The sequence below is a fragment of the Pandoraea captiosa genome, assembly GCF_902459775.1.
In the GTDB taxonomy this organism is placed as follows: Bacteria; Pseudomonadota; Gammaproteobacteria; order Burkholderiales; family Burkholderiaceae; genus Pandoraea; species Pandoraea captiosa.
This window is the reverse complement of record NZ_CABPSQ010000009.1, coordinates 39336-60762: the sequence shown is the minus strand read 5'-3', so window position 1 is coordinate 60762 and position 21427 is coordinate 39336. Positions and strand designations below refer to the sequence as shown.

Genomic DNA, 21427 nt, shown 5'->3' with positions numbered 1-21427 from the left:
CGCAGGGCAACGAAGACGATCCAAACGGCGTGGCGAGACGCCCGAGCCGGGGCGTGGCATCGCGTGGGAGGCGACGTTGCTGCGCAAAGGCCCCTTGCCTCTCGGCAGGACGCATTTGCGCTACGTCGAAGACGAGGCGCCCGGTGGCGAACTACATTGCTTCCTGCTCGACGGCTCGGCCTCGATGCTGAACTGTCTGGCGCAGGCGAAGGGCTGGCTGCTCGATAGCTTCGACCGACTCGCGCGCGAGCGTGCCGAGGCCGCACTGATTCGCTTCGGCGGAGATCGCGCGGAGGTGCTGTACGGCCCGGCAGTGCCGCGCTGGTGGAACGAGCGCTGGATCGAACCGATTGGCGGCGGTGGTGGCACGCCGTTGCCTGCCGGTGTGGCGTCCGCAGCGCACGTGCTGGACCGGGCGAAGCGTCGGCAGGCGTCGCAAATTCGCGTGCTCTGGGTACTCACCGACGGGCGCGTGCGCGAGATTCCGCCGAAGCCCGACGCGGCGGACCGGGTGGTCGTGATCGACTGTGAGCCGCGCCGAGCGGGCCATATCGCGTTGGGCGGAAGCGAACGTCTCGCCCGCGCTTGGGGGGGGCGGTGCGTGCATCTGGATGACGTTGCGCAGCAAAGAATGAATTCTCTCTAGGATCGACCGTATGTCGCTTTCGCTTCAGGCTGGATCGTCTTCCGGACGCTTGCGCAATCGGGTGAGCGGTATGTATGCCCTGTTGGTCGCGTTCAATCTTGGCGCGTGGATCTGGGCGTTCATCGCCTTTCGCGGCGATCCGCTGCTGCTGAGCACGGGCGTGCTGGCGTGGGGTTTCGGCCTGCGGCACGCGGTGGATGCCGATCACATCGCCGCCATCGACAACGTCACCCGCAAGCTGATGCAGGACGGGCAGCGTCCCGTCTCGGTCGGCTTCTTCTTCGCGCTCGGTCACTCCGCCGTGGTCCTGATCGTTGCGGCCGGGGTGGCGATTGCCGCCGTGGCGCTGCAAAATCGCGTCGAGCAATGGCGTGGCGTGGGCGGCGTCATCTCCACGAGCATCTCGGCCACGTTCCTGTTTCTGATTGCCGCGATGAACATCGTGATCCTGCGCGGTGTGTGGCGGGCGTTCGACAAAGTGCGCAACGGCCTGCCGTACGACAGCGACGACCTCGACATTCTGCTCAACAATCGCGGGTTCGTCTCACGCCTGTTCCGCCCGATGTTCCGGCTGGTTTCGCACCCGGTATGGATGTTGCCGCTGGGATTTCTGTTCGGCCTTGGCTTCGATACGGCGACCGAAGTGAGTCTGCTGGCGCTTTCGGCGAGTCAGGCGGCGCACGGCGTGTCGATCGGCACGGTGCTGGTGTTCCCGGCGCTGTTCGCGGCGGGCATGACGCTGGTCGACACGACCGACGGCATTCTCATGCTCGGCGCGTACGAGTGGGCGTTCGTGCGCCCGATCCGCAAGCTCTACTACAACCTGACGATCACACTGGTATCGGTGCTTGTCGCGGTACTCATCGGCGGCATCGAAACGCTCGGCATGTTCCAGAGCAAGTTCGATCTCACAGGCGGGTTCTGGGATGTGATCGGCGAACTGAACGAGAACTTCAACAATCTCGGCTTCGTGATCATCGGCGTGTTCATCGTGTCGTGGCTGCTGTCGTTTCTCGTCTACCGGGCCAAGGGATACGACAAGCTCGGACCTGCCGAGCCGGTCTGATTGGCCGCTGTGATCGTGCCGTCGTGCCATCGTGCCAGTGCGCCTGCGTGGCGGCGCCTGGCGCGCCCTGCGCCCCGTTCGTCCCCACCCGAGGGCCGGTCGGGGTTGGCGTGTCAGCGTCCGGGCGCTTCGCCGTACCAGCGCGGCGTATAGATCCACTCGCCGTGGGGGCCGCCGTCGATCCCGCGCGTCGTCGACGAGCCGATGATGACCATCGTGCGCATGTCCACCTGTTCGGGGCGCAGCTCACCCAGGGTGGTGGTGGTCAGCGTCGCGCCGGGGCGTCCGATGTCGCGGCCGAGCACGACGCGGGTTTGCGGCGCACGCCACTGCCTGACGATGTCGAGCGCTTCGCCAAGTTGCCACGGCCTCGCCCGGGAGATCGGGTTGTAGAACGCCATGACGAGGTCCGCCTGCGCGGCATGTTGCAGGCGCTCGCAGATGACGCGCCACGGCTTCAGATTGTCCGACAGCGACAGCACGCAGAAGTCGTGCCCCAGTGGCGCACCTGCCTGCGCCGCCGTCGCCATTGCCGCAGAGATGCCCGGCACGATACGCAGGTCGACCGTTCTCCACGCGGGGTCGTCGCTGCCGTCGAGCGCTTCGAACACGGCGCTCGCCATGGCGAACACGCCCGGATCTCCCGACGAGACGACCACGACCTGCTTGCCGGCACTCGCCAGCGCGAACGCATGGCGGGCGCGCATGAGTTCCTCACGGTTGTCGGTCTCGTGCAACGTCTGGTCGTCGCGGAACGGACCGGCCATCGCCACGTAAGTGGCATAGCCGAGAATGTCGGTCGCCGCGCTCAGCGCGGCGCTGGCCTGCGGCACACGTAGCGCCGCGTCGCCCGGGCCGAGCCCGATGACGCTCAGCGTGCCGCGGGGCTGACCGACGGTCGCCGGATCGATGGGCGCGGCGGTGCGTGCGAGGGTGATGCCGTGTTCGCCCTGGCGGATATCGATGCCGTTGCCGAGCGTCGTCGTGAGCCAATCCGTCAGCCAATCGCTCATCTGGGGGGAGGCAACGTCGGCAAGCTCGCCGAACGCTGCAAAGCGCAACGGCACGCCGAGCGCATCGGCCGTCGTCTGCAGGTGGACGTTGCCCATCAAAGCGCGCGGCGCCACGACGACGGCCAGCGCATGCGCCGAGAGGCCTTGCGCCGCGAGCATATCCCGCACTTGCGTCGCCTGGTTCTCCCCGGTCCGGGTGATGGCAGCGAGGACACTGCGCGGGTGAATGACCAGCGCGTCGCGATGACCCTCGTCGACGAAGGGCGTGACATGAATCGTGCGCGTGGCAGTGTCCGCCTGTGGCAGATCGCAGTCATCGAGCCACGGGGCGTCGCCTTCAATGCGCACTGTCTCTCCGGCCAGCAGGTCCGATACGAAATGCTTGCTCTGTGTCAGGTCGGCGAGCACATAGCCGTCGGGGGGATTCAGAAGACAGGTGCCGAATCGCAGTTCGCCGCTCGTGGTGATCGCAGGTGCTACGCCCAGCGTCCGGGCGATTTGGCGCGCCAGTACGTTGACCCCCGCCAGCCCGCCGAGCAACGGCACGACGGCGCTGCCGTCTTCCGCTACGGCAAGTACCGGCGGCTCCGTCCCCTTGTTGTTCAGCATCGGCGCCACGCAACGAATGACGATGCCTGCGGCGCACAGGGCGACGATCGGCGTCCCCGCAGCGTAGAGCGCCTGAAGATGTTCGCCGAGCTGGGTGAAGCGCACATCGGCGTCGTTGCCGACGCGCGCAGCCAAGCCGTGGACGGTGGCCTGCGGCAGGCCCGCCTGAAGGCGTCGTGCGGTGTCGAGCGCACTGCGCCCGAGCACGACGATGGCGGGTGCGTTCGACATCGGGTTCATCCCTGCCATTTCTGCCCCGGCACGACAAGCAGCGAGAAGTAGGGCGACGCGCTCGGATCGACCTGCGCGAGCGGCACGATCCGTTCGTTGGGCATCGTTGCCCGTTCGACGTACAGCGCACGCTCGGAAAGGCCGAGGTCTTCGAGTACGCGACGCACCTTATCGAAGTTGCGGCCGAGCTTCATGATGACGGCTGCATCCGTGTCGGCCAGCTTGCGCCGCAATTCGTCTTCGGGCAGCACGCCGGAGAGGACCGACAGGCTCTGGTTCCGGTAGACGAGCGGCGTGCCCAGCACGGCGGCCCCGCCGAGCATCGAACACACGCCCGGCACGACTTCGGCGGCAAACCGACCGGCCAGGCGGTCGTGCAGGTACATGTACGAACCGTAGAAGAACGGATCGCCTTCGCAGACCACTGCCACGTCGCGTCCGGCTGCCAGATGCTCGCCGATCAGGGCCGCGGCGGTGTCGTAGAAGTCAGCGATGATCGTCTCGTAGGACAGTGGCGGCTCAAGCGCCTCCGTCGTCACCGGATACACGAGCGGCATACGCGTCTGTGCGTCACGCAGGTGGTCTTCGATGATGCCGAACGCATTACCCCGTTTTCCCTTTGCCACGAAGTACGCGACAACGGGAGCCGCTTGCAGCAGGCGCAGCGCCTTGAGCGTGAGCAACTCGGGGTCGCCCGGGCCGACGCCGATACCGAAGAGTTTGCCGGCGATTGTCATTATTCGACCTCCGAAGCCAGAGCGTTGATGGCGGCTGCGGCCATGGCGCTGCCGCCACGGCGGCCTGAGACGATCACATAAGGCACGCCGCGACTGTCGGCAGCGAGCATCGCTTTCGATTCGGCCGCGCCCACGAAGCCTACGGGAAAGCCGAGGATCAGTGCGGGGCGGGGAGCGCCCTGATCGAGCATGTCGAGCAGATGGAACAGCGCGGTCGGTGCATTGCCGATGGCGACGACGCTGCCCGCGAGCATCGGACGCCACAGTTCGAGCGCTGCCGCCGAGCGCGTATTGCCCGTCGAGCGGGCAAGCTCGGGCACGGCAGGGTCGGTGAGCGTGCACACAACCGGATTCGCTGCGGGAAGGCGCGCGCGGGTTACGCCGTGGGCGACCATGTTGGCGTCGCACAGAATCGGCGCGCCGGCCACAAGGGCACGGCGCCCGGCGGCGCCTGCGCCGTCGGAGAAATTCAGGTCGTCGACGATGTCGACCATGCCGCACGCGTGGATCACGCGAACGGCAAGCTTTTCGAGATCGGGAGGAATGCGCGAGAGGTCGGCTTCGGCGCGGATCGTGGCGAACGATTCGCGGTAGATGGCCTGTCCGTCGCGGACGTAATCAATCATGGCTGGGCAATCCGGTCTTGCAAGTTCAGTCGAAGCGCAATCGCTTCGAGGGGCATATCGGTGGCGATGCGCTCGCCGAAGCGTTTGTGGTCAGGCAGGCGAGGCTGACGATGGCCGGGCGTGGGCTGCGCCGTGTCCGACGCGGTCTGCCGGTACAGGTCGTACCGACCCGGACCGACGGCGAGCAGCGTCCAGGGGGCGCAGTGGGCGGCGGCACAGGAGCGCGCGCAGCCGCTCAAATGGACCTCCACGCCTTGGTGCAGACGCGCTGCAAGTTCGCGGGCATCGGTCTTGGTGTCGGAGAGCGCTTTGGCGCACCCCGTGGCGCCCGCGCAGGCGATCAGGCGACCCAGCGGCGTCTCGGGGCTGCGGATCAGGCCGAGCGCATCGAGCGCCTGTTCGAGGGTCCGCACGTCGTGCCTCGGTACGTCGGTGAACATAACGCCCTGCCATGGCGTGATGCGCAACGTGCCCGATGCGTGCGCGTCGGCAAGTCGGGCGAGAGCGCGCAACGTCGGGGCGTCGATGCGCCCGAGCGGGGCCTGTGCGCCGACGTGCCACAAGGCACTGCTGGCACTGCTGGCACTGCTGCCGCCTCCATTGCCTCCATCGCCGCGCTGGGCCCAGGCGCCGAATCGACGCAGCGTGTCGGCAGGCGTGCGTCGCCACGCGTCCACATCGGCGTCGCGGTATAAGGTCACGCCGGCCATCGCTGCGGCACGCTCGGCCAGGTCGCTCGCGCACCGCACGCGCAACAGATCGCGCATGCGCTTGTCGTCATCCGTTGCGAGATCGACGAACGTGCACAGCACCGCGTGCACGAACGCGGGAATGTCCTCCGCCCGGATCGCCGCGAGGGCGCCGCCGGCGGTCGTGGTCGGATGTCCTGCGAAGCCGAACACGAACCTCGGCTGCGCCGCGCCTGCCGCGCACATCGGCGAGAGCCAGACGTCGTGCGGATGATCGAGGGCGGCGAGGTGTTCGCCGCCGTCGAGAAGAATCGAGAATTTGGGGGAGAGCGCCGCGAAGCGCGGTTCGTTTTCGAGGCGCACGAGGATGGCGTCCGCCAGCGTCGTCGTGTCGTAAAGCGCCCCGGCATCGACCCCGGCAGTGGCACTGAGCATGAGATTGCGCACGTCGTCGGCAACGGCGATGCGCCGGAGGTCATTCCCGCCCGGCAACGCATGCAGCATGCGCGGCCCCAGTCCGTCTTCGAGCAAGCGCTGTGTCAGACTCAGTTCCGCCTGTGGGCGTGCTTCCATGGCTGGCACGGCTGGCACGCTTCGCACGCCGCGCAATTGAAGATTGGCCCGGTTCGTCAACTCGATCGTGCCGCTGGCAAAGGTCTCGGCAGCGTTGGCGATGGCAACGGCCTGTGTCGCACTCAGTTTTCCGCCGGGCAGCTTCACCCGGCACAGCCCGCCGTCGCGGCTGGCCACGATGCGTCCGAGCGCAGGACAGGCAGAGGGCCGTGGTGAAGGAAAAGAGGCGTGATCCAAGGTTCGATGAATGACGGGAGCGGTCGTGTCCGGTGGCATGTCGACGGTTCTGGCCGTCGAGTTGAGGCGGCGCTCAGACTGAACAATTGACCGACGTGGCGACAATCGCCCCGGGGGGCTTCAGCAAAGCGGTATTATGCCTGCTTTGCGCTTTTCGGCCCCGATTTTGCGGGTCGCGAACAGAGGATCGAGAATGACGAGCGGCGATGCGATGACGCCCTGGCTGACGGTGATCGGCATAGGCGAGGACGGGTTTGCCGGACTGGGCCGAAAGGCTCGCCGGGCCCTGCTCGACGCGCAGATCGTCACCGGCGCGCCGCGCCATCTGTCGATGCTGCCGGCGCGCCTTCGCGCACGACGCGAACCCTGGCCCAGACCGTTCGATGTCGCGCATGTGGCGAACTGGCGCGGCACGCCCGTGTGCGTGCTTGCCAGCGGCGATCCGATGCTGTTCGGCGTGGGCGCAACGCTCGCCCGGCACATTCCGGCCGGCGAGATGCATGTGATCGGCGCCCCGTCGTCGCTCTCGCTCGCCGCCGCACGACTGGGGTGGGCATTGCAGGACGTGCAGCCGGTCTCGCTGGTCGGCAGGTCGTTGGCCACGCTGAACGCGCATTTGCGCGATGGCGCGAGACTGCTGGTGCTAAGCCGCGATGGTGCGTCGCCCGCAGAGGTCGCCGCCATGCTGTGCGCCAACGGTTTCGGCGACACGCTCATGAGCGTATTCGAGTCGCTGGGCGGCGCCGGCGAGCACCGCATCGATGCCACGGCGCAGCAGTGGGGCGGTCGCGAGGTCGAAGCTCTCAACCTCATTGCCCTGACGTGCCGGGTCGACGCCAACGGGCGCTCGCTTGCGCTAAGTGTCGGGCTGCCCGATGACGCGTTCCTCAACGACGGTCAACTCACCAAGCGCGACGTGCGTGCCGTCACCTTATCGCGGCTGGAGCCGCATCCGGGCGCGCTGCTCTGGGATGTGGGCGCCGGGTGCGGTTCCATCGGTATCGAATGGATGCGCTCGCATCCGACGTGCCGGGCCATCGCCATCGAATCGTCGCCCGAGCGTCAGGCATTCATTGCGCACAATCGCGATGCGCTGGGCGTGCCCGGGCTGCAACTGGTTGCGGGCCGCGCGCCCGATGCACTGCAAGGCTTACCCGCGCCGGATGCCATTTTCATTGGTGGCGGCGTCACGGTGCCGGGCGTGCTCGATGCCTGCTGGTCGAGCCTGCGTCCGGGCGGGCGGCTCGTCGCGAACGCCGTGACGCTGCAAAGCGAAGCGGTGCTGGTCGAATGGCGCGAGCGCCACGGCGGCACGCTCACGCGCCTCGCCATCAGCGAAGTTCAGCCGCTCGGCGGCTTCGACACGTGGCGTGCGGCGTTGCCGATCACGCTGTGGGACGTGACCCGGCCGCGGGTCTCGGCGGACGGAGCCGGTTCGTGAAGCGCGTTCTGCTGCTGGGCGGTACGGGCGACGCCCTGAAGATCGCCCGTCATCTCGGTCGGAACGACGTCTACAGTCTGGCGGGCCTCGGCCGGGTGCCCGACGATCTGCCGTGCCGCGTGCGTGTTGGCGGCTTCGGTGGCCCCGAGGGGCTGGCGCGATATCTCGAAGGCGAAGGCATCGACTTGCTGATCGATGCCACGCATCCCTATGCCGCGCGCATGAGTGCAAACGCCGTCGTCGCCGGGCGTCAGGCCGGCGTGACGGTGTGGTCGCTGCGACGCGAACCGTGGCAGGCCAGAGCCGGCGACGACTGGCGATTCGTGCCCGACTGGCCCGCGATGTGCGAGGCACTGGCAGCCTTTTCGCGTCCGCTGTTCACCCTGGGGCGCGCGCCGCTAAGCCATCTCGACGCGATTCCCGCGCATCAGCGCTGGGTGGTGCGCTGTCTGGACGAACATCCGGGCAACGCGCAGGCGACGGTCATTGGCGCGCGCGGTCCGTTCACCCTCGAGAGCGAGCGCGCGTTATTTACGCGGCACGACATCGACGTCGTCGTGAGCAAGCACAGTGGCGGCGCGGCAACAGAAGCCAAACTCGATGTCGCGCGCGAGCGCGGCTTGCCGGTGGTGATGCTGGCGCGCCCGGCGGCGATCGAAACGGATCGCACGTTCGGCTGCGGCGCAACCTTGCTGGCGGCGCTCGACACCTTGCGCGACACCGCGAGCGCGCATCACATTCAGACCGCCTCACGAAGGAACGAAGCATGACGGTTTATTTCATTGGCGCCGGACCCGGCGACCCTGAACTGATTACGGTCAAGGGGCAGCGGCTGGTCCGAAGCTGTCCGGTGATTCTTTACGCAGGCTCGCTGGTGCCCCAGGCGGTGCTCGACGGCCATACCGCCGGGCAGGTCGTCAACACGGCCGAGCTCGATCTCGACACCATCGTTGCGTTGCTGGCCGGGGCGCACGCGAAGGGGCAGGATGTCGCCCGCTTGCACTCCGGCGATCCGTCGCTGTACGGCGCCATCGGCGAGCAGATCCGGCGCCTGCGGGCGCTGGACATTCCCTACGAGATCGTGCCGGGTGTCACCGCCACGGCCGCATGCGCCGCGACGCTCGGTTGCGAACTGACGCTGCCGGGCATTTCGCAGACGCTGATCCTCACGCGATACGCGACCCGGACATCGATGCCGGAGGGCGAAGCGCTGGGTGACCTGGCGCGCCATGGTGCGACCATGGCGATTCACCTCGGCGTGCGGCACCTCGCGCGCATCGTCGCCGAGCTCAGACCGCATTACGGCGACGATTGTCCGATCGCAGTCGTGTACCGCGCCAGCTGGCCGGACGAGACACGCGTGACCGGCACGCTGGCGGACATCGAAGCGAAAGTCGGGCAGACCGGCATCGAGCGCACCGCGCTGATTCTGGTGGGGCGCGTGTTGGCCGCGGATGGCTTCGCCGACTCGTCGTTGTACGCGACGGCGCGGCACGTGGAGATGGGGCGATGAAGAAGATTCTGATTATCGGCATCGGTGCAGGCAATCCCGACTATCTGACGGTGCAGGCGATCGACGCGCTCAACCGTGCCGATGTGTTCTTCGTCATGGACAAGGGCGCGGCCAAGGAGAAGCTCGTCGCGCTGCGCAGGCACATCATCGAACGGTTCGTGAAGGGGCGCGACTATCGCATTGTGGAGGCGACGAGTCCCGAGCGCCGACGCGATGCATCGGACGACGACTACCGCGTGGCCGTCGACGAGTTGAACCGCGACAAGCAGCAGATCTTCGCGCGCCTGATTTCGGAATCGATGCGCGACGGCGAAGTTGGGGCGTTTCTGGTGTGGGGAGATCCGTCGCTGTACGACAGCACGATCCGAATTCTGGATGCGATTCGTGCGCAGGGTGACGACACGTTCGAGTTCGACGTCATTCCGGGGATCAGCAGCGTGCAGGCGCTCGCGGCGCAGCATCGCATTCCGCTGAACCAGATCGGCAAGTCCATCGAGATCACCAACGGTCGTGGCATCGTCGACGGGTTTCCGCAAGGTGTCGACACCGTCGTGGTGATGCTGGACGCGAAGCACTCGTACAAGCAACTCGCGCACGAAGACCTCGACATCTTCTGGGGGGCGTATGTCGGCACCCCGGACGAGATTCTCATCGCCGGGCCGCTGCGCGACGTCATGGACGAGATCGAACGGGTACGCGACGAAGCGCGCCGCACGCACGGCTGGATCATGGATACCTATTTGCTGCGTCGGCGCTAGAATCTCGCAGCGCCGCCGCCAACTCTTTCCCCTCCATGTTCTGCCGTCCATGAATTCCGGCCCTCGCGACGTTCTCAGTCATATCCTCGGCGCCTGCAAAGCCGAGCGTGCCGTGACGGCGAGCTTCCGGTTGCTCGCGCCCTGGGCGTTGCACTCGACCGGCACCGAGGGCGCATTGATTCGGATGTGCACCGGGCAAGGGTATTGGATTCACGTCGACGGTGGGCAGGCGACGCAGATCGGGCCGCACGACATCGTCATGTTGCCGCGAGGAACGCCCCATATCGTGTCGTCGACGCCTTCGCCGAAGGCGCACGATGTCGTGCCCTTCGCCGACGTGCTCAAGACGCACATGGTCGGACGCCATGGCGATCATCCCATTGCACTGACGTACGGAAGGGACGCTGCCGATGCCGTTGCGACCCAGCTCTATTCGCTTCATCTATGGATGCCCGCGCTCGACGTTGCCAGTGTCCAGGCGGGTCTGTCGTCGCTGATCGTGCTGCGCGCGGACGAGCATGCGTTGGCACACACGCTCGCCGTCACGATGGAACTGCTCGTACAGGACTCGCTGGCGCAACGCCCCGGCTGGCAGCTGTCGGCCGCACGTATGGGCGATCTTCTGCTGGTGCGCATTCTGGGCGAGTACCTGCGCACGGGCGCACACACGACAGGGCCGAAGGGGACGCGCGGCACGCTGGGAGCACTTGGAACACTCGGAGCACTCGACGATCCTGGCATTGCCCGAGCCATCGCCGCCATGCATGAGGCGCCTCGACGCGACTGGACCCTGCCTGAGCTGGCCGCCGTCGCTTATCTCTCCCGCACCGTGTTCGCCGAGCGCTTTCGCGCGTTGATCGGCGTGCCTGCGATGCAGTATCTGAGCGCCTACCGGATGAACGTCGCGGCAGAGCGTCTGCGTCAGCCGCGAGCGCGCATCGGTGATGTGGCCGAAGCCGTTGGCTACGCCTCGGAAAAGGCTTTCGCCCGCGCGTTTCAGCGTTGGATCGGGGTGTCGCCGACGCAGTATCAGCGCGACGAGAACGGCGGCTAAGCCGACGATCAAGCCGACAGTTAGGCCGACATTCAGGTCGACATTCGGGTCAACATTCAGGCCGACAGTTGAGCGAGGCCACCCGCTGCATTCGTCTTCGTGCGCCGGACAATCCAGACGATCCGCACGATCCGGACGATCGGTGCCCGAATCCGGCGTTCCGGAGGTTGAGCGCACCGCTACCCAAGCCAATAATTCCGTCCACACGACGCCGGAATGGCGACACGCCATGCGCATCAGGCATCAGGCATCAGGCATCAGGCATCAGGCATCAGGCATCAGGCAATGGGAGGGAGCATGAAGCAGGGAAATCAGGGAAGGCGCGTGCTGATCGTCGGCGGCGGGATTGCGGGATGCGCGGCCGCCATTTCGCTGGCGCAGACGGGCGCGCAAGTCACATTGGTCGAGGCGCAACCCGAGTGGAAGTTTCAAAGCTCGGGCATCTTCATCTACAGCAACGGCCTCGCGGCGCTCTCCGAGCTCGGCGTGCTGCCGGAGATTCTGGCCAGCGGCTTCGCGATTGCCGACGGTCGCAATATTTATCTCAATCAGAATGGCGAGCCGATCGTCGATACCTTCTATCCATCGCGATATCCCGGCATTGCCCCCATCGTCGGTATTCGCCGGGCGCAGATGCATCGCGTGCTGGCAGCACGAATCGCCGCGCTAAACGTCGATGTCCGGCTGAATACGACCGCCGTGTCGATCAACCAAAGTTCATCGCACGCGGTGACGGTTGCCCTGTCCGACGGCGCAGTGCAGACGTACGACCTCGTCGTGGGCGCAGACGGTATCCGCTCCGGGATTCGTCGCCTCGTCGCCGGACCCATCGCGCCGACGTACACCGGGCTTGGCGTGTGGCGCAGCGTGCATCCGCGCCCGAGCGACCTCACCGCGAAAATCATGATGATGGGCGTCGGAAAGCGCCTTGGCATCATGCCGATCAGCGACGACCGCCTGTATCTGTTCGGGACGATCGCTGAGCCGCACGACGCCTGGTATGCGCGCGCCGAGTGGCCCGCGCTGATGAAAGCGCGCTTCGCCGAGTTCGGTGGCCCGGCCCGGCAGTTCCTCGACACGCTCTCTTGCGAGTCCGAGGTGCTGTACACGGGCGTCGAGGAAGTTGCCACACCGTTACCCTGGCATCTCGGTCGCGTCGTCATCATTGGCGACGCGGCACATGCGTCCACCCCATTCATGGGCCAGGGCGGTGCCATGGCGCTGGAAGACGCCGTGCTGCTCGCCCAGATGCTCGCGTGCAACGAAGCCGTCGAACCCACCTTGCAGGCATTCGGTGAAGCGCGTTATCCCTTGTGCAAGTTCGTGCAGGACGTCTCGCGCGCCGTGGGCGAAGCCGGTGCGCAGGAGCATGCGGGTACGTCGAGCGCGCGCCGCGATGCCATGCGACGCGAGGCGCAGCACAAGGTCGACAGCTTTTACGCGCAGATGGAGGCGCTGCGCCGTTCGCCCGTTGCCGGGAAATGACGCTCGTCGGCGCTTGCCGGTGCGCGTCACGACGTTGCACAGATCGCGCCTGAGCGCCTTGCCGTATCATGGTCGCCTCTTTCGCGGAAGTGACCTGAAATGCAAGTGCTTGTCGATGCGGACGCCTGCCCTGGCGTGATCAAGGAAATCCTGTTTCGCGCGGCCAATCGCGAGCAGATGCCGGTGACGTTGGTGGCCAATCAGTTTCTGCGCACACCGCCGTCGCCGTTCATCAAAGCGGTTCAGGTGCCATCCGGCTTCGATGTCGCGGATGCGCGCATCGTCGAGATGGTCGAGGCAGGGGATCTGGTGATTACGGGGGATATTCCGCTTGCCGCCGCCGTCATCGAGAAGGGCGGCAAAGTGCTTGATCCGCGTGGAAGCTGGTTTACGCCGGAGAACATCAAGGAGCGGCTCTCGGTGCGGGACATGATGGACCAGCTGCGCAACGCGGGCGTCGAGACCGGTGGCCCCGCGCCGTTCAGCCAGCGCGACGGCAAAGCGTTTGCCGGCGAACTGGATCGCTTCCTGGCGCGCCAGCGCAAGATGCCACGGTGAGGGGGCGGTCGAGCGAAGCGTATCAGTCAGGTCGCAAGCGTAGACGCCCAGGAGGCCGGAGAGGGCGGAGAGGGCGGAGAGGGCTGAGACGGCTCATGCCGTGCGTCGCGCCAGCGCTTGCGCGTTCGCCTGGTCCTTGATTCGTTCGCGCAACGCTTCGAGCATGGCCACGATATCGCTGGGCAATCGTCGCTCGCGGGCAATATCGACGCAATCGCGCCCGCGATCGTCGACAATCGACGGATCGGCGCCGGCATCGATCAGCAGACGCAGCGTTGCCAGCCGTTGCAAACGGGCGGCGTAGAAGATCGGGGTCTCGCCATGCGCGCGCAGATTCAGCGTGGGCGTGAATTCGAGCAGGGCGCGGCACATGGCGTCGTCGTCGCGCCAGACCGCGGCCCACAGGGAATGACTCGGATTGGCGCCGCGACGCAGCAAAAACTCCACCAGCGGACGGTTCTCGCCGCGCGCGACCGCGTACCAGAGCGGTGTCGCCTGAAAGTCGCCCGCGTCTGCCTCCGTCGGGACGGCGCCTTCGAGCGGGGCGCCGGCGTCGAGCAGCGTCTCCACCGTCTTCAGACCGTTAGGTTCGAGCAGACCGCCAGTCTCCGACGGACGCACCGAGCAGGCCAGATGCAGCGCCGTTCGGTGTTTCGGATCGGTCGCGGAAATCAGATCGGGGACATCTCCCAATAATGCGGCGACAGTGCCGCAATCCCACTTTTTTGCTGCATTGAACAACGCGGTTTTCGAGGGTTTCGCCATCACGGCCTCTCCATGCCGACGTCTTGCCACACGCGGCGCCACAAGACACGAGGCGTGTTGTGCAAACGCCGTCGTGAATCCATCAAAGTCATGTGGGAATTCGACAGTCGGCATGCCGGACGGTTCGCACCGCTGGCGTGGTTGTGGCGCGTTGACCTTACAAAGCTGTCAGGCCTGCTCGGTGCTGGCACGCAGGAGTTCGGCGAAACGCGCTTCGCACCAGCGCATCACGTCGTTCGGCTCGCGACCGAAGCGCCATAACATCCGCACCGGGAGTTGGGGGAGCCCGAGGTCGTCGCAACGAAGCTCATGCAGATCTTCGTATTCCGCAATATCGATGGGCAACACGGCCCAGCCGAGTTTGTCGACGACCATGCTCGCGATGACGTAAGAACTGTCGGCGCGCCAGATCGACGGACTCAGTTGCAGCGGGGTGATGTCGTCCATTTGCAACAGAATCTGGCGATACTTGGCCAGATCGCCGCGTGTGACCTGATCGCGGTATGCCAGCGGGTGGTCGCCTGCCACGAACACACCCTGCACGGCCGAGCCGACGTACTTGTGACCCAGCGCCGATGAGATCGCGCCGCGATCGACGTGAAAACCGATGTCGGCGCGCTGCTTCTCCACATACTCGGCGACTTCCGTCGAGGTGCCGTTGAGCAGCGTGAGTTCGAGATAAGCGAACTGGTACGCGAGGTCCCGCACCAGTTCGCTCACCGCCTGATAGGGCAGCGCTTCGTCCAGCGCGAGCGACAACTGCGGCTGCTCGCCGAACGCCAGCGCGTTGGCCCGGTGGTTCAGCCCTTCCGCCTGACGCAGCAATTCCTTCGCTTCGAGCAACATGACCTCGCCCTGGTCGGTCAGGCGTGCATTGCGTCGGCTGCGATCGAATAGTTCAAATCCCAAATCGGCTTCGAGCAAGGCAATCGCCGTGCTCACCGCCGATTGCGCTTTGCCCAGACGGCGAGCGGCAGCGGATATCGAACCCTCCTCCGCTGCCGCCACAAAGTAGCGTAATTGTTCAATTGTCCAGTTCATTCATCCATTTTATAGATAGGTTCCAAATTTTTCTAACATGATTTTCGCGGCAGAATCGCGCTTCTCCAATCTAAAACGCCAGATTGAAACGCCAACATAGGCGAGGCGGCAGACGACCGGATCTCCCGGTCCGGTGGTCTCAGGCATAGACCTCCCACGCGCAACGCGCACCTGCCACCCACGGCGCCGCCTGGAGAGATGCGGGCCCCCGGTTCCCCCATCGCTGACGCCCTTCGCGTCAGCCCCGCTCGACGTTGCGCACCGAACGCAGCTTCGACACCTCTGTCCGGATGTCGTAAATCAAACGTGCTTACATGTCATCGAAAATCGATTACCGAACCCGCTTCGGACTACTGACTGGTGTGTCCGCCAGTCTGATTGCCAGCACTCTGTTGCTTGCCGCTTGCTCGGAGCGTGGCAAGAAAGAGACAGCCGACGCCTCACCGGAGGCCGTCGTGCGCACGGTCGAGCGTCGTGCCGAGCCGCTCACGATGCAGCAACCGGGACGCCTGGAGGCTTACCGCAGTGCCGACGTGCGCGCGCGCGCCGGCGGCGTCGTCATCGAGCGCAAATATCAGGAGGGACAAAAGGTCGCCAAGGGCGACGTGCTGTTCCGAATCGATCCGCAACCGCTGTCTGCCGCCCTCGACGCGGCGCGCGGCGCGCTTGCCAAGGCGCAGGCCGAGCACGATTCGGCGCGCGACAAGGTCGAGCGCTATCGCGGTCTGCTCGAATCGCACGCCATCAGCGCGCGCGAAGACGCAGAATCGCGGGCTGCCGAGGCGCGCACGCGCGCCGAAGTGTTGGCGGCGCGGGCAGAAGTGCGCAAGGCGGAACTCAACCTGGGCTACACGAGCGTGACATCGCCCATCGCCGGACGCGTGCGTCGCGCGGAAGTCACCGAAGGTGCACTGGTCGGGCTCGACTCGCCCACGCTGCTCACGCGCGTGGAGCAGATCGATCCGATTTATGTGAACTTCTCGCAACCGGCCGCCGAGGTCTACGCGATGACGCGTGATCTGCGCGCAGGCAAGTTGCAGCAGGGCAATGAGGCCGCTGCGCCGCAGGTGCATGTGACGTTGCCCGACGGTCGCGAGTATGCGCTGCCCGGCAAGCTGCTGTTCACCGATCTGGCGGTCGATCCCGGCACCGACACCATCGCCATGCGGGCGTTGCTGCCCAATCCGGACGGCGTGCTGCTGCCCGGCGCATTCGTGCAGGTGCGCATGCAGGGCGCGGTGAATCCGAACGTGGTGCGCGTGCCGCGAGAGTCGCTCACCCGCACGGGGGAAGGCGCGATCGTTCGCGTCGTCGACGCGCAAGGCAAGGTGCACGACCGGAAGGTTCGCGCCGAAGCGATCGATGGTCGCGACTGGCTGGTGACGGACGGCCTCAAGGGGGGCGAACACGTCATCGTGCAGAACGTCGCGCAGTTCTCCGACGGCATGCAGGTGAAGACCCGGGCGGATGCCACCGCCACGGCGAATGCGGGCAAGGCCGTCGCGCTTGCTGCCGCGTCCTCCGACGCGAAGACCCAGAACAACGCCGTACCGGTCGAGCCCGCGCGCGCCGGTCCGGCCTCCCAAGCGGAGACGCATTAACAATGGCCCGTTTCTTTATCGATCGCCCGGTCTTTGCCTGGGTGATCTCTCTGATGATTACGCTCGTCGGCGTGCTCGCGATCCGGGCGTTGCCGGTGGCGCAGTACCCCGACATTGCGCCGCCGATGGTCAGCGTGTGGAGCAGCTACCCGGGCGCTTCGGCGAAGGTCGTCGAAGATTCGGTGACCGCGATCATCGAGCGCCAGATGAATGGCGCCCCGGGGCTGATGTACACGTCATCCACGAGCGGTAACGGCGAGTCGTCGGTCAACCTCACGTTCCGTCAGGGCACCAGCCTCGATCTCGCGGCCGTGGAAGTGCAGAACCGCCTGAAGACGGTGGAGTCGCGCTTGCCCGAAGTGGTGCGCCGTTATGGCGTGAAAGTCGAGCGTGCCGCCGACAACATCCATATGGTTGTCACGCTCTCGTCGCGCAACCCGGCGATCAACGAGTTCGATCTCGGGGAAATTGCCGCGTCGCAGGTGATGAACCAGCTCAAGCGGGTGCCGGGCGTGGGTCAGGTGCAGTTCTGGGGCACCGAGAAGGCCATTCGTATCTGGCCCGATGCGGCCCGGCTCGTCGCGCTCGATCTGACCGCCTCCGACATTGTCTCCAGGGTGCGTGCCTATAACGCACGCGTGACGATCGGGGACCTCGGGGCGGGGGCGACGCCCACGTCGGCGCCGATCAACGCCAACGTGGTGTCCGACAGCGCACTGTCCACGCCGGAGGAGTTCGCCAACATTCCGCTGCGCGTGCGTGCCGATGGCTCGGCGATCCGGCTGGGCGACGTGGCGCGCGTGGAGCTGGGGGCGTCGGACTACAACTACTCGGCGCGTGTGGACGCCATGCCCGCGACCGCCATGGGTATCAAGCTGGCTGCCGGCTCGAATGCGGTGGAGGTGATGAAGGCCGTACGCCAGGTCATGGACGAACAGGCAAAGCTGTTCCCGGCAGGTGTCGACTATCAGATGCCTTACGAGACCGCTTCGTTCGTGAAGGTCTCGATTCAGAAGGTCGTGAAGACCCTGCTCGAAGCCATCGTGCTCGTGTTCCTGGTGATGTACCTGTTCATGCAGAACCTGCGTGCGACGCTGATTCCGACGCTGGTCGTGCCGGTCGCATTGCTGGGCACCTTCGGCGTGCTGCTCGGGCTCGGCTATTCGATCAACACCCTGACGATGTTCGGCATGGTGCTGGCGATCGGCATTCTCGTGGACGACGCCATCGTCGTGGTCGAAAACACCGAGCGGATCATGGTGGAGGAGGGACTGTCGCCCTATGCGGCCACCGTCAAGGCGATGCAGCAGATCAGTGGCGCCATCGTGGGCATTACGGTCGTGCTGGTGACGGTGTTCGTGCCGATGGCGTTCTTCTCGGGCGCCGTGGGCAACATCTACCGGCAGTTCGCGGTGACGCTGGCCGTCTCCATCGGCTTCTCGGCGTTCCTCGCGCTGTCGCTCACGCCGGCGCTGTGCGCCACGTTGTTGCGCCCGATCGCTGCCGATCATCACGAAAAGCGCGGCTTCTTCGGCTGGTTCAACCGCACGTTCGCGGTGGGCACCGAGCGCTACACACGCACTGTCGGCAAGACGTTGCGTCGGCCGTGGCGCGCCATGCTGGTCTACGCGCTGGTGCTGATCGCCGTGCCGCTGGCGTTCATGCGCCTGCCGTCGGCGTTCATTCCCGAGGAAGACACGGGCAGCTTCATGATCATGGCGTCCGAGCCGCAAGGGGCCACGCTGCCGGAGGCCATGACGGCGCTCAAGCGCATCGAGCAGTATCTGATGCAAAACGAGCCGGTCAAGCATGTGTTCGTGCTGGGCGGCTGGAACGAGTTCGGTGCGGGCCCGGGCGGCGGCATGTTGTACGTCACGCTCAAGGACTGGCACGAGCGCACCTCGAAACACGACGGCGTGAATGCCATCGTCGATCGCGTGAACGAGAAGTTTACCGGGCAGCCCGATCGCATGATGATCGCGATGAACAGCCCGGCGCTGCCGGAACTGGGGTCTTCGAACGGTTTCAACCTGCGCCTGCAGGACCGGGCCGGCGTGGGCAAGGAGGTCTTCACCGCCGCACGCGACGATCTGCTGCACAAGGCGGCCAAGGACCCCGTGCTCAAGAACGTGATCTTCGCCGGACAGGGTGACGTGCCACAGGTCGACGTGAGCATCGATCGTCGCAAGATGGAAGCGCTGGGCGTCAGCATGGACGATGTAAACACCACGCTGGCGACCATGTTCGGCTCCGACTATGTGGGCGACTTCATGCTCGGTGCGGAAAACCGTCGGGTGCTCGTGCAGTCGGACGGACGTCAGCGTGTGACCCCCGAGGATGTCGGCAATCTGCGCGTGCGCAATGCCAACGGCGAGATGGTCCCGCTCTCGGCCTTCGTTGCACTGAAGTGGAAGCTCGGTTCGCCGCAACTCAAGCGGTACAACGGCTACCCGTCGTTCACGATCCAGGGCGAAGCCGCGCCAGGCAAGAGCAGCGGCGAAGCGATGGCGCGCATGGAGCAGTTGATGGCGGAGATGCCCGCGGGCATTGGCCATGAGTGGAGCGGGCAGTCGCTGGAGGAGCGCGACTCGGGAGCGCAGGCGCCGATGCTGTTTGCGTTGTCGGTGCTGGTGGTGTTCCTTGCGCTCGCCGCGCTCTACGAGAGCTGGGCGATTCCGGCGGCGGTGATCATGGTGGTGCCGCTCGGCGTGATCGGCGCACTCGGTGCGGTCAGTCTGCTGGGCATGCCCAACGACATCTACTTCAAGGTGGGTCTGATCGCGACCATCGGTCTGTCGGCGAAGAACGCGATCCTGATCGTGGAAGTCGCCAACGATCTCACGAAGCAGGGCATGGGGTGGCTCGACGCGGCGGTGGAGGCGGCGCGTCTGCGTTTGCGTCCCATCGTCATGACGTCGCTGGCGTTCGGCTTCGGCGTGGTGCCGCTGGCGATCGCCTCGGGGCCGGCGTCGGGGGCACAGCGTGCCATCGGTGTGGCGGTGCTTGGCGGTATCGTCACGGCGACCGTGCTGGCGATTTTCCTGGTGCCGTTGTTTTTCCTGATCGTCGGCCGCTTCGTGCGCCGGGGGCAGAAGGTTGGAACGGGCCGCAATGGCGGTAACGACACGAATGGCGGCAACGACGGCGCCGGGAGTGTCGACCCAATGGACGGTAATGACGGCAACAACGGCCATCGCGGGCCGGTCGCCGAGGGGAAGGTATGACGATGTTTCGACCCCGCCTGCGCGGGATAACCATTGCCGCCGCGTGCGTTTTCACGCTGCTCGGCGGATGCACGCTGGCGCCGACGTATGAGCGTCCGGCCGCACCGATGCCCACGACGTACGAGGCCACGCCGTCGGGCGGCGACGTGCCGCTGGCGCTGGCTGCGCCGCGATCGGCGGACGACGATTGGGCCGAGGTCTTCACCGATCCGCAGTTGCAGGGCCTGATTCGTAAGGCGCTCGCGCAGAATCGGGATTTGCGTCTGGCGTCGCTGCGCGTGCAGGAGGCGCGTGCGCTATACGGTATCGAGCGCGCCAACCTGTTGCCGAGCGTTCAGGCGGGCGGGACGTTCTCCCGTCAGCGCTATTCCGGCTCGGCCGGTCAGCCCGACGGTGTCGGCCCGGTACCCGGCGGATACGTTGCCAACGACGTGCGGGCAACGGTGGGCGTGAGCGCGTTCGAGCTCGACTTCTTCGGGCGCGTGCGCAGCCTGCGCGACGCCGCGTTGCAGGCGTACCTGGCGAGCGAAGAGGCACAGCGCGCGGCACAGGTCAGCCTCGTGGCGGAGGTGGCGAGCGCGTACATCGGCCTGATCGCCGCCAATGAACAGACCGCTTATGCGTTCAAGGTGCTGGCGGCGCGCGAGGCAGGCATGAAAGTCATCCGTCTGCGCGCCGAGCGCGGACTGATCGACGGCCTCGATCTCAATACGGAGACGACGCAGGTCGAGGTCGCGCGTGCGGCGTTGGCCGAGCGGGAGCGACAACGCAGCGAGATCGTGCACGTGTTGCAGATACTCACGGGCGATGTCTCGACGCGTCCGTACACGGAAACCACGCTCGACAGCGCATTCGTCGTGCCGGTGGCAGCCGGGCTGCCGTCGTCGCTGCTGATGCGTCGACCGGACATTCGTCAGGCCGAGGCCACGCTGCGCGGCGCGAACGCGAATATCGGGGCTGCGCGCGCGGCGTTCTTTCCTTCGATCAGGCTGACGACCGATATCGGCACGGCCAGTTCGCGGTTCTCCGATCTGTTCACCGCAGGTACCGGTGTGTGGTCGTTCATGCCGCAGATCACCGTGCCCATCTTCGAGGGCGGACGCAACATGCAGGGGCTGGATCTTGCGAACGTCCGCAAGGAGATGGCGGTGGTCTCGTATGAGCACGCCATTCAGACGGCGTTCGCCGAGGTCAACGATGCACTCGCTGCGCAGCAGTGGCTCGCGCGACAGCTCGAAGCGCAAAAGCGCGTATCGGATGGCGAGCGTGAGCGGCTGCAATTGGCCGAGCGCCGTTATGCAAACGGCGTGGCGAGCTACCTCGAACTGCTCGATGCGCAGCGCAGCGCGTTTCAGGCGGCGCAGCAGTTGATCGACGTGAAGCAGCGGGTGCTGGTCAATCACGTGGCCCTGTATCGCGCACTGGGCGGTGGCTGGACGTCGGGGGGCGAAGCGTCCTGACCCCCGGAGGACGCTGGACCGTCAAACAAAACCCCGCCGGATCGAAAGACCCGGCGGGGTTTTGTCATGGGCCGGGCACATAGCGTCGGTCATTGACGAC

Annotated in this window: 18 protein-coding genes; 12 read left to right on the top strand and 6 right to left on the bottom strand. The window is 66.0% G+C overall.

The window, feature by feature from the left end; translation table 11 throughout:
• Positions 1 to 115 precede the first annotated feature (115 nt).
• Positions 116 to 646, top strand: coding sequence for a vWA domain-containing protein (locus tag PCA31118_RS19990; RefSeq protein WP_246190335.1), 531 nt, complete (start codon positions 116 to 118; stop codon positions 644 to 646).
• 10 nt (positions 647 to 656) lie between these two features.
• Positions 657 to 1712: a HoxN/HupN/NixA family nickel/cobalt transporter gene (locus tag PCA31118_RS19985; RefSeq protein WP_150626819.1), complete on the top strand. Its 1056-nt coding sequence runs from the start codon at positions 657 to 659 to the stop codon at positions 1710 to 1712.
• A 113-nt stretch (positions 1713 to 1825) separates the two neighbouring features.
• On the opposite strand, the gene cobJ is transcribed toward PCA31118_RS19985, so the two are convergent.
• Genes cobJ through PCA31118_RS19965 form a run of 4 tightly spaced genes read right to left on the bottom strand, consistent with a single transcriptional unit; the run spans position 1826 to position 6367 of the window.
• Positions 1826 to 3565, bottom strand: a complete 1740-nt coding sequence (cobJ, locus tag PCA31118_RS19980) for a precorrin-3B C(17)-methyltransferase (protein WP_150626818.1) — start codon at positions 3563 to 3565, stop codon at positions 1826 to 1828.
• Between the two features lie 5 nt (positions 3566 to 3570).
• Entirely contained in the window at positions 3571 to 4302 is a 732-nt protein-coding gene (locus tag PCA31118_RS19975) for a precorrin-2 C(20)-methyltransferase (RefSeq protein ID WP_150626817.1), read from the bottom strand.
• Complete coding sequence (locus tag PCA31118_RS19970) at positions 4302 to 4928, bottom strand: precorrin-8X methylmutase (protein WP_150626816.1); 627 nt, start codon at positions 4926 to 4928, stop codon at positions 4302 to 4304. The genes PCA31118_RS19975 and PCA31118_RS19970 overlap by 1 nt, the downstream gene beginning before the upstream one ends.
• Positions 4925 to 6367 carry a precorrin-3B synthase gene (locus PCA31118_RS19965; RefSeq protein ID WP_246190334.1) on the bottom strand — a complete coding sequence of 481 codons (1443 nt, stop codon included), beginning with the start codon at positions 6365 to 6367 and terminating at the stop codon, positions 4925 to 4927. Before PCA31118_RS19965 ends, PCA31118_RS19970 begins: the two co-directional genes overlap by 4 nt.
• 271 nt (positions 6368 to 6638) lie before the next feature.
• On the opposite strand from PCA31118_RS19965, the gene cbiE reads away from it, so the two are divergent.
• The 7 genes from cbiE (at position 6639) to PCA31118_RS19930 (ending at position 13236) form a co-directional block, all read left to right on the top strand.
• On the top strand, positions 6639 to 7868 hold the full coding sequence (gene cbiE, locus PCA31118_RS19960; protein ID WP_246190351.1) for a precorrin-6y C5,15-methyltransferase (decarboxylating) subunit CbiE: 1230 nt from the start codon (positions 6639 to 6641) through the stop codon (positions 7866 to 7868).
• Positions 7865 to 8638: a cobalt-precorrin-6A reductase gene (locus PCA31118_RS19955; RefSeq protein WP_246190333.1), complete on the top strand. Its 774-nt coding sequence runs from the start codon at positions 7865 to 7867 to the stop codon at positions 8636 to 8638. Before cbiE ends, PCA31118_RS19955 begins: the two co-directional genes overlap by 4 nt.
• A complete protein-coding gene (gene cobM / locus PCA31118_RS19950; RefSeq protein WP_150626813.1) occupies positions 8635 to 9381 on the top strand; it encodes a precorrin-4 C(11)-methyltransferase in 747 nt (248 codons plus the stop codon). The genes PCA31118_RS19955 and cobM overlap by 4 nt, the downstream gene beginning before the upstream one ends.
• On the top strand, positions 9378 to 10139 hold the full coding sequence (gene cobF, locus PCA31118_RS19945; protein WP_150626812.1) for a precorrin-6A synthase (deacetylating): 762 nt from the start codon (positions 9378 to 9380) through the stop codon (positions 10137 to 10139). The genes cobM and cobF overlap by 4 nt, the downstream gene beginning before the upstream one ends.
• A gap of 49 nt (positions 10140 to 10188) precedes the next feature.
• Positions 10189 to 11193, top strand: coding sequence for an AraC family transcriptional regulator (locus PCA31118_RS19940; protein ID WP_150626811.1), 1005 nt, complete (start codon positions 10189 to 10191; stop codon positions 11191 to 11193).
• A 216-nt stretch (positions 11194 to 11409) separates the two neighbouring features.
• Positions 11410 to 12678 carry an FAD-dependent oxidoreductase gene (locus PCA31118_RS19935; RefSeq protein ID WP_343043298.1) on the top strand — a complete coding sequence of 423 codons (1269 nt, stop codon included), beginning with the start codon at positions 11410 to 11412 and terminating at the stop codon, positions 12676 to 12678.
• Between the two features lie 99 nt (positions 12679 to 12777).
• Positions 12778 to 13236 (top strand): YaiI/YqxD family protein, encoded by a 459-nt coding sequence (locus PCA31118_RS19930; protein WP_150626809.1) that lies wholly within the window; start codon positions 12778 to 12780, stop codon positions 13234 to 13236.
• 93 nt (positions 13237 to 13329) lie between these two features.
• Here the strand turns inward: PCA31118_RS19930 and PCA31118_RS19925 are convergent, their stop codons facing one another.
• Both PCA31118_RS19925 and PCA31118_RS19920 read right to left on the bottom strand, forming a co-directional pair.
• A complete protein-coding gene (locus PCA31118_RS19925; protein ID WP_174990542.1) occupies positions 13330 to 14001 on the bottom strand; it encodes an ankyrin repeat domain-containing protein in 672 nt (223 codons plus the stop codon).
• A 168-nt stretch (positions 14002 to 14169) separates the two neighbouring features.
• Positions 14170 to 15042 (bottom strand): LysR family transcriptional regulator, encoded by an 873-nt coding sequence (locus PCA31118_RS19920; RefSeq protein WP_150626807.1) that lies wholly within the window; start codon positions 15040 to 15042, stop codon positions 14170 to 14172.
• A 314-nt stretch (positions 15043 to 15356) separates the two neighbouring features.
• Here PCA31118_RS19920 and PCA31118_RS19915 point away from each other — a divergent pair, with 314 nt between their 5' ends.
• The 3 genes from PCA31118_RS19915 to PCA31118_RS19905 are packed head-to-tail and all read left to right on the top strand — an operon-like array spanning position 15357 to position 21327.
• On the top strand, positions 15357 to 16643 hold the full coding sequence (locus tag PCA31118_RS19915) for an efflux RND transporter periplasmic adaptor subunit (RefSeq protein ID WP_246190332.1): 1287 nt from the start codon (positions 15357 to 15359) through the stop codon (positions 16641 to 16643).
• A 2-nt stretch (positions 16644 to 16645) separates the two neighbouring features.
• Positions 16646 to 19867, top strand: a complete 3222-nt coding sequence (locus tag PCA31118_RS19910) for a multidrug efflux RND transporter permease subunit (protein ID WP_150626806.1) — start codon at positions 16646 to 16648, stop codon at positions 19865 to 19867.
• The gene (locus PCA31118_RS19905) at positions 19864 to 21327 is read left to right on the top strand and encodes an efflux transporter outer membrane subunit (protein ID WP_150626805.1); all 1464 of its coding nucleotides are present in this window, start codon (positions 19864 to 19866) and stop codon (positions 21325 to 21327) included. The genes PCA31118_RS19910 and PCA31118_RS19905 overlap by 4 nt, the downstream gene beginning before the upstream one ends.
• Positions 21328 to 21427: the final 100 nt, after the last annotated feature.

What these genes read in the sequence shown, in the direction of transcription:
- PCA31118_RS19985 (WP_150626819.1), top strand. Translation starts at nt 657, where the DNA reads ATGTCGCTTTCGCTTCAGGCTGGATCGTCTTCCGGACGCTTGCGCAAT.
- cobJ (WP_150626818.1), bottom strand. Translation starts at nt 3,565, where the DNA reads ATGTCGAACGCACCCGCCATCGTCGTGCTCGGGCGCAGTGCGCTCGAC.
- PCA31118_RS19975 (WP_150626817.1), bottom strand. Translation starts at nt 4,302, where the DNA reads ATGACAATCGCCGGCAAACTCTTCGGTATCGGCGTCGGCCCGGGCGAC.
- PCA31118_RS19970 (WP_150626816.1), bottom strand. Translation starts at nt 4,928, where the DNA reads ATGATTGATTACGTCCGCGACGGACAGGCCATCTACCGCGAATCGTTC.
- cbiE (WP_246190351.1), top strand. Translation starts at nt 6,639, where the DNA reads ATGACGCCCTGGCTGACGGTGATCGGCATAGGCGAGGACGGGTTTGCC.
- cobM (WP_150626813.1), top strand. Translation starts at nt 8,635, where the DNA reads ATGACGGTTTATTTCATTGGCGCCGGACCCGGCGACCCTGAACTGATT.
- cobF (WP_150626812.1), top strand. Translation starts at nt 9,378, where the DNA reads ATGAAGAAGATTCTGATTATCGGCATCGGTGCAGGCAATCCCGACTAT.
- PCA31118_RS19940 (WP_150626811.1), top strand. Translation starts at nt 10,189, where the DNA reads ATGAATTCCGGCCCTCGCGACGTTCTCAGTCATATCCTCGGCGCCTGC.
- PCA31118_RS19935 (WP_343043298.1), top strand. Translation starts at nt 11,410, where the DNA reads ATGGCGACACGCCATGCGCATCAGGCATCAGGCATCAGGCATCAGGCA.
- PCA31118_RS19930 (WP_150626809.1), top strand. Translation starts at nt 12,778, where the DNA reads ATGCAAGTGCTTGTCGATGCGGACGCCTGCCCTGGCGTGATCAAGGAA.
- PCA31118_RS19925 (WP_174990542.1), bottom strand. Translation starts at nt 14,001, where the DNA reads ATGGCGAAACCCTCGAAAACCGCGTTGTTCAATGCAGCAAAAAAGTGG.
- PCA31118_RS19920 (WP_150626807.1), bottom strand. Translation starts at nt 15,042, where the DNA reads ATGAACTGGACAATTGAACAATTACGCTACTTTGTGGCGGCAGCGGAG.
- PCA31118_RS19915 (WP_246190332.1), top strand. Translation starts at nt 15,357, where the DNA reads ATGTCATCGAAAATCGATTACCGAACCCGCTTCGGACTACTGACTGGT.
- PCA31118_RS19910 (WP_150626806.1), top strand. Translation starts at nt 16,646, where the DNA reads ATGGCCCGTTTCTTTATCGATCGCCCGGTCTTTGCCTGGGTGATCTCT.
- PCA31118_RS19905 (WP_150626805.1), top strand. Translation starts at nt 19,864, where the DNA reads ATGACGATGTTTCGACCCCGCCTGCGCGGGATAACCATTGCCGCCGCG.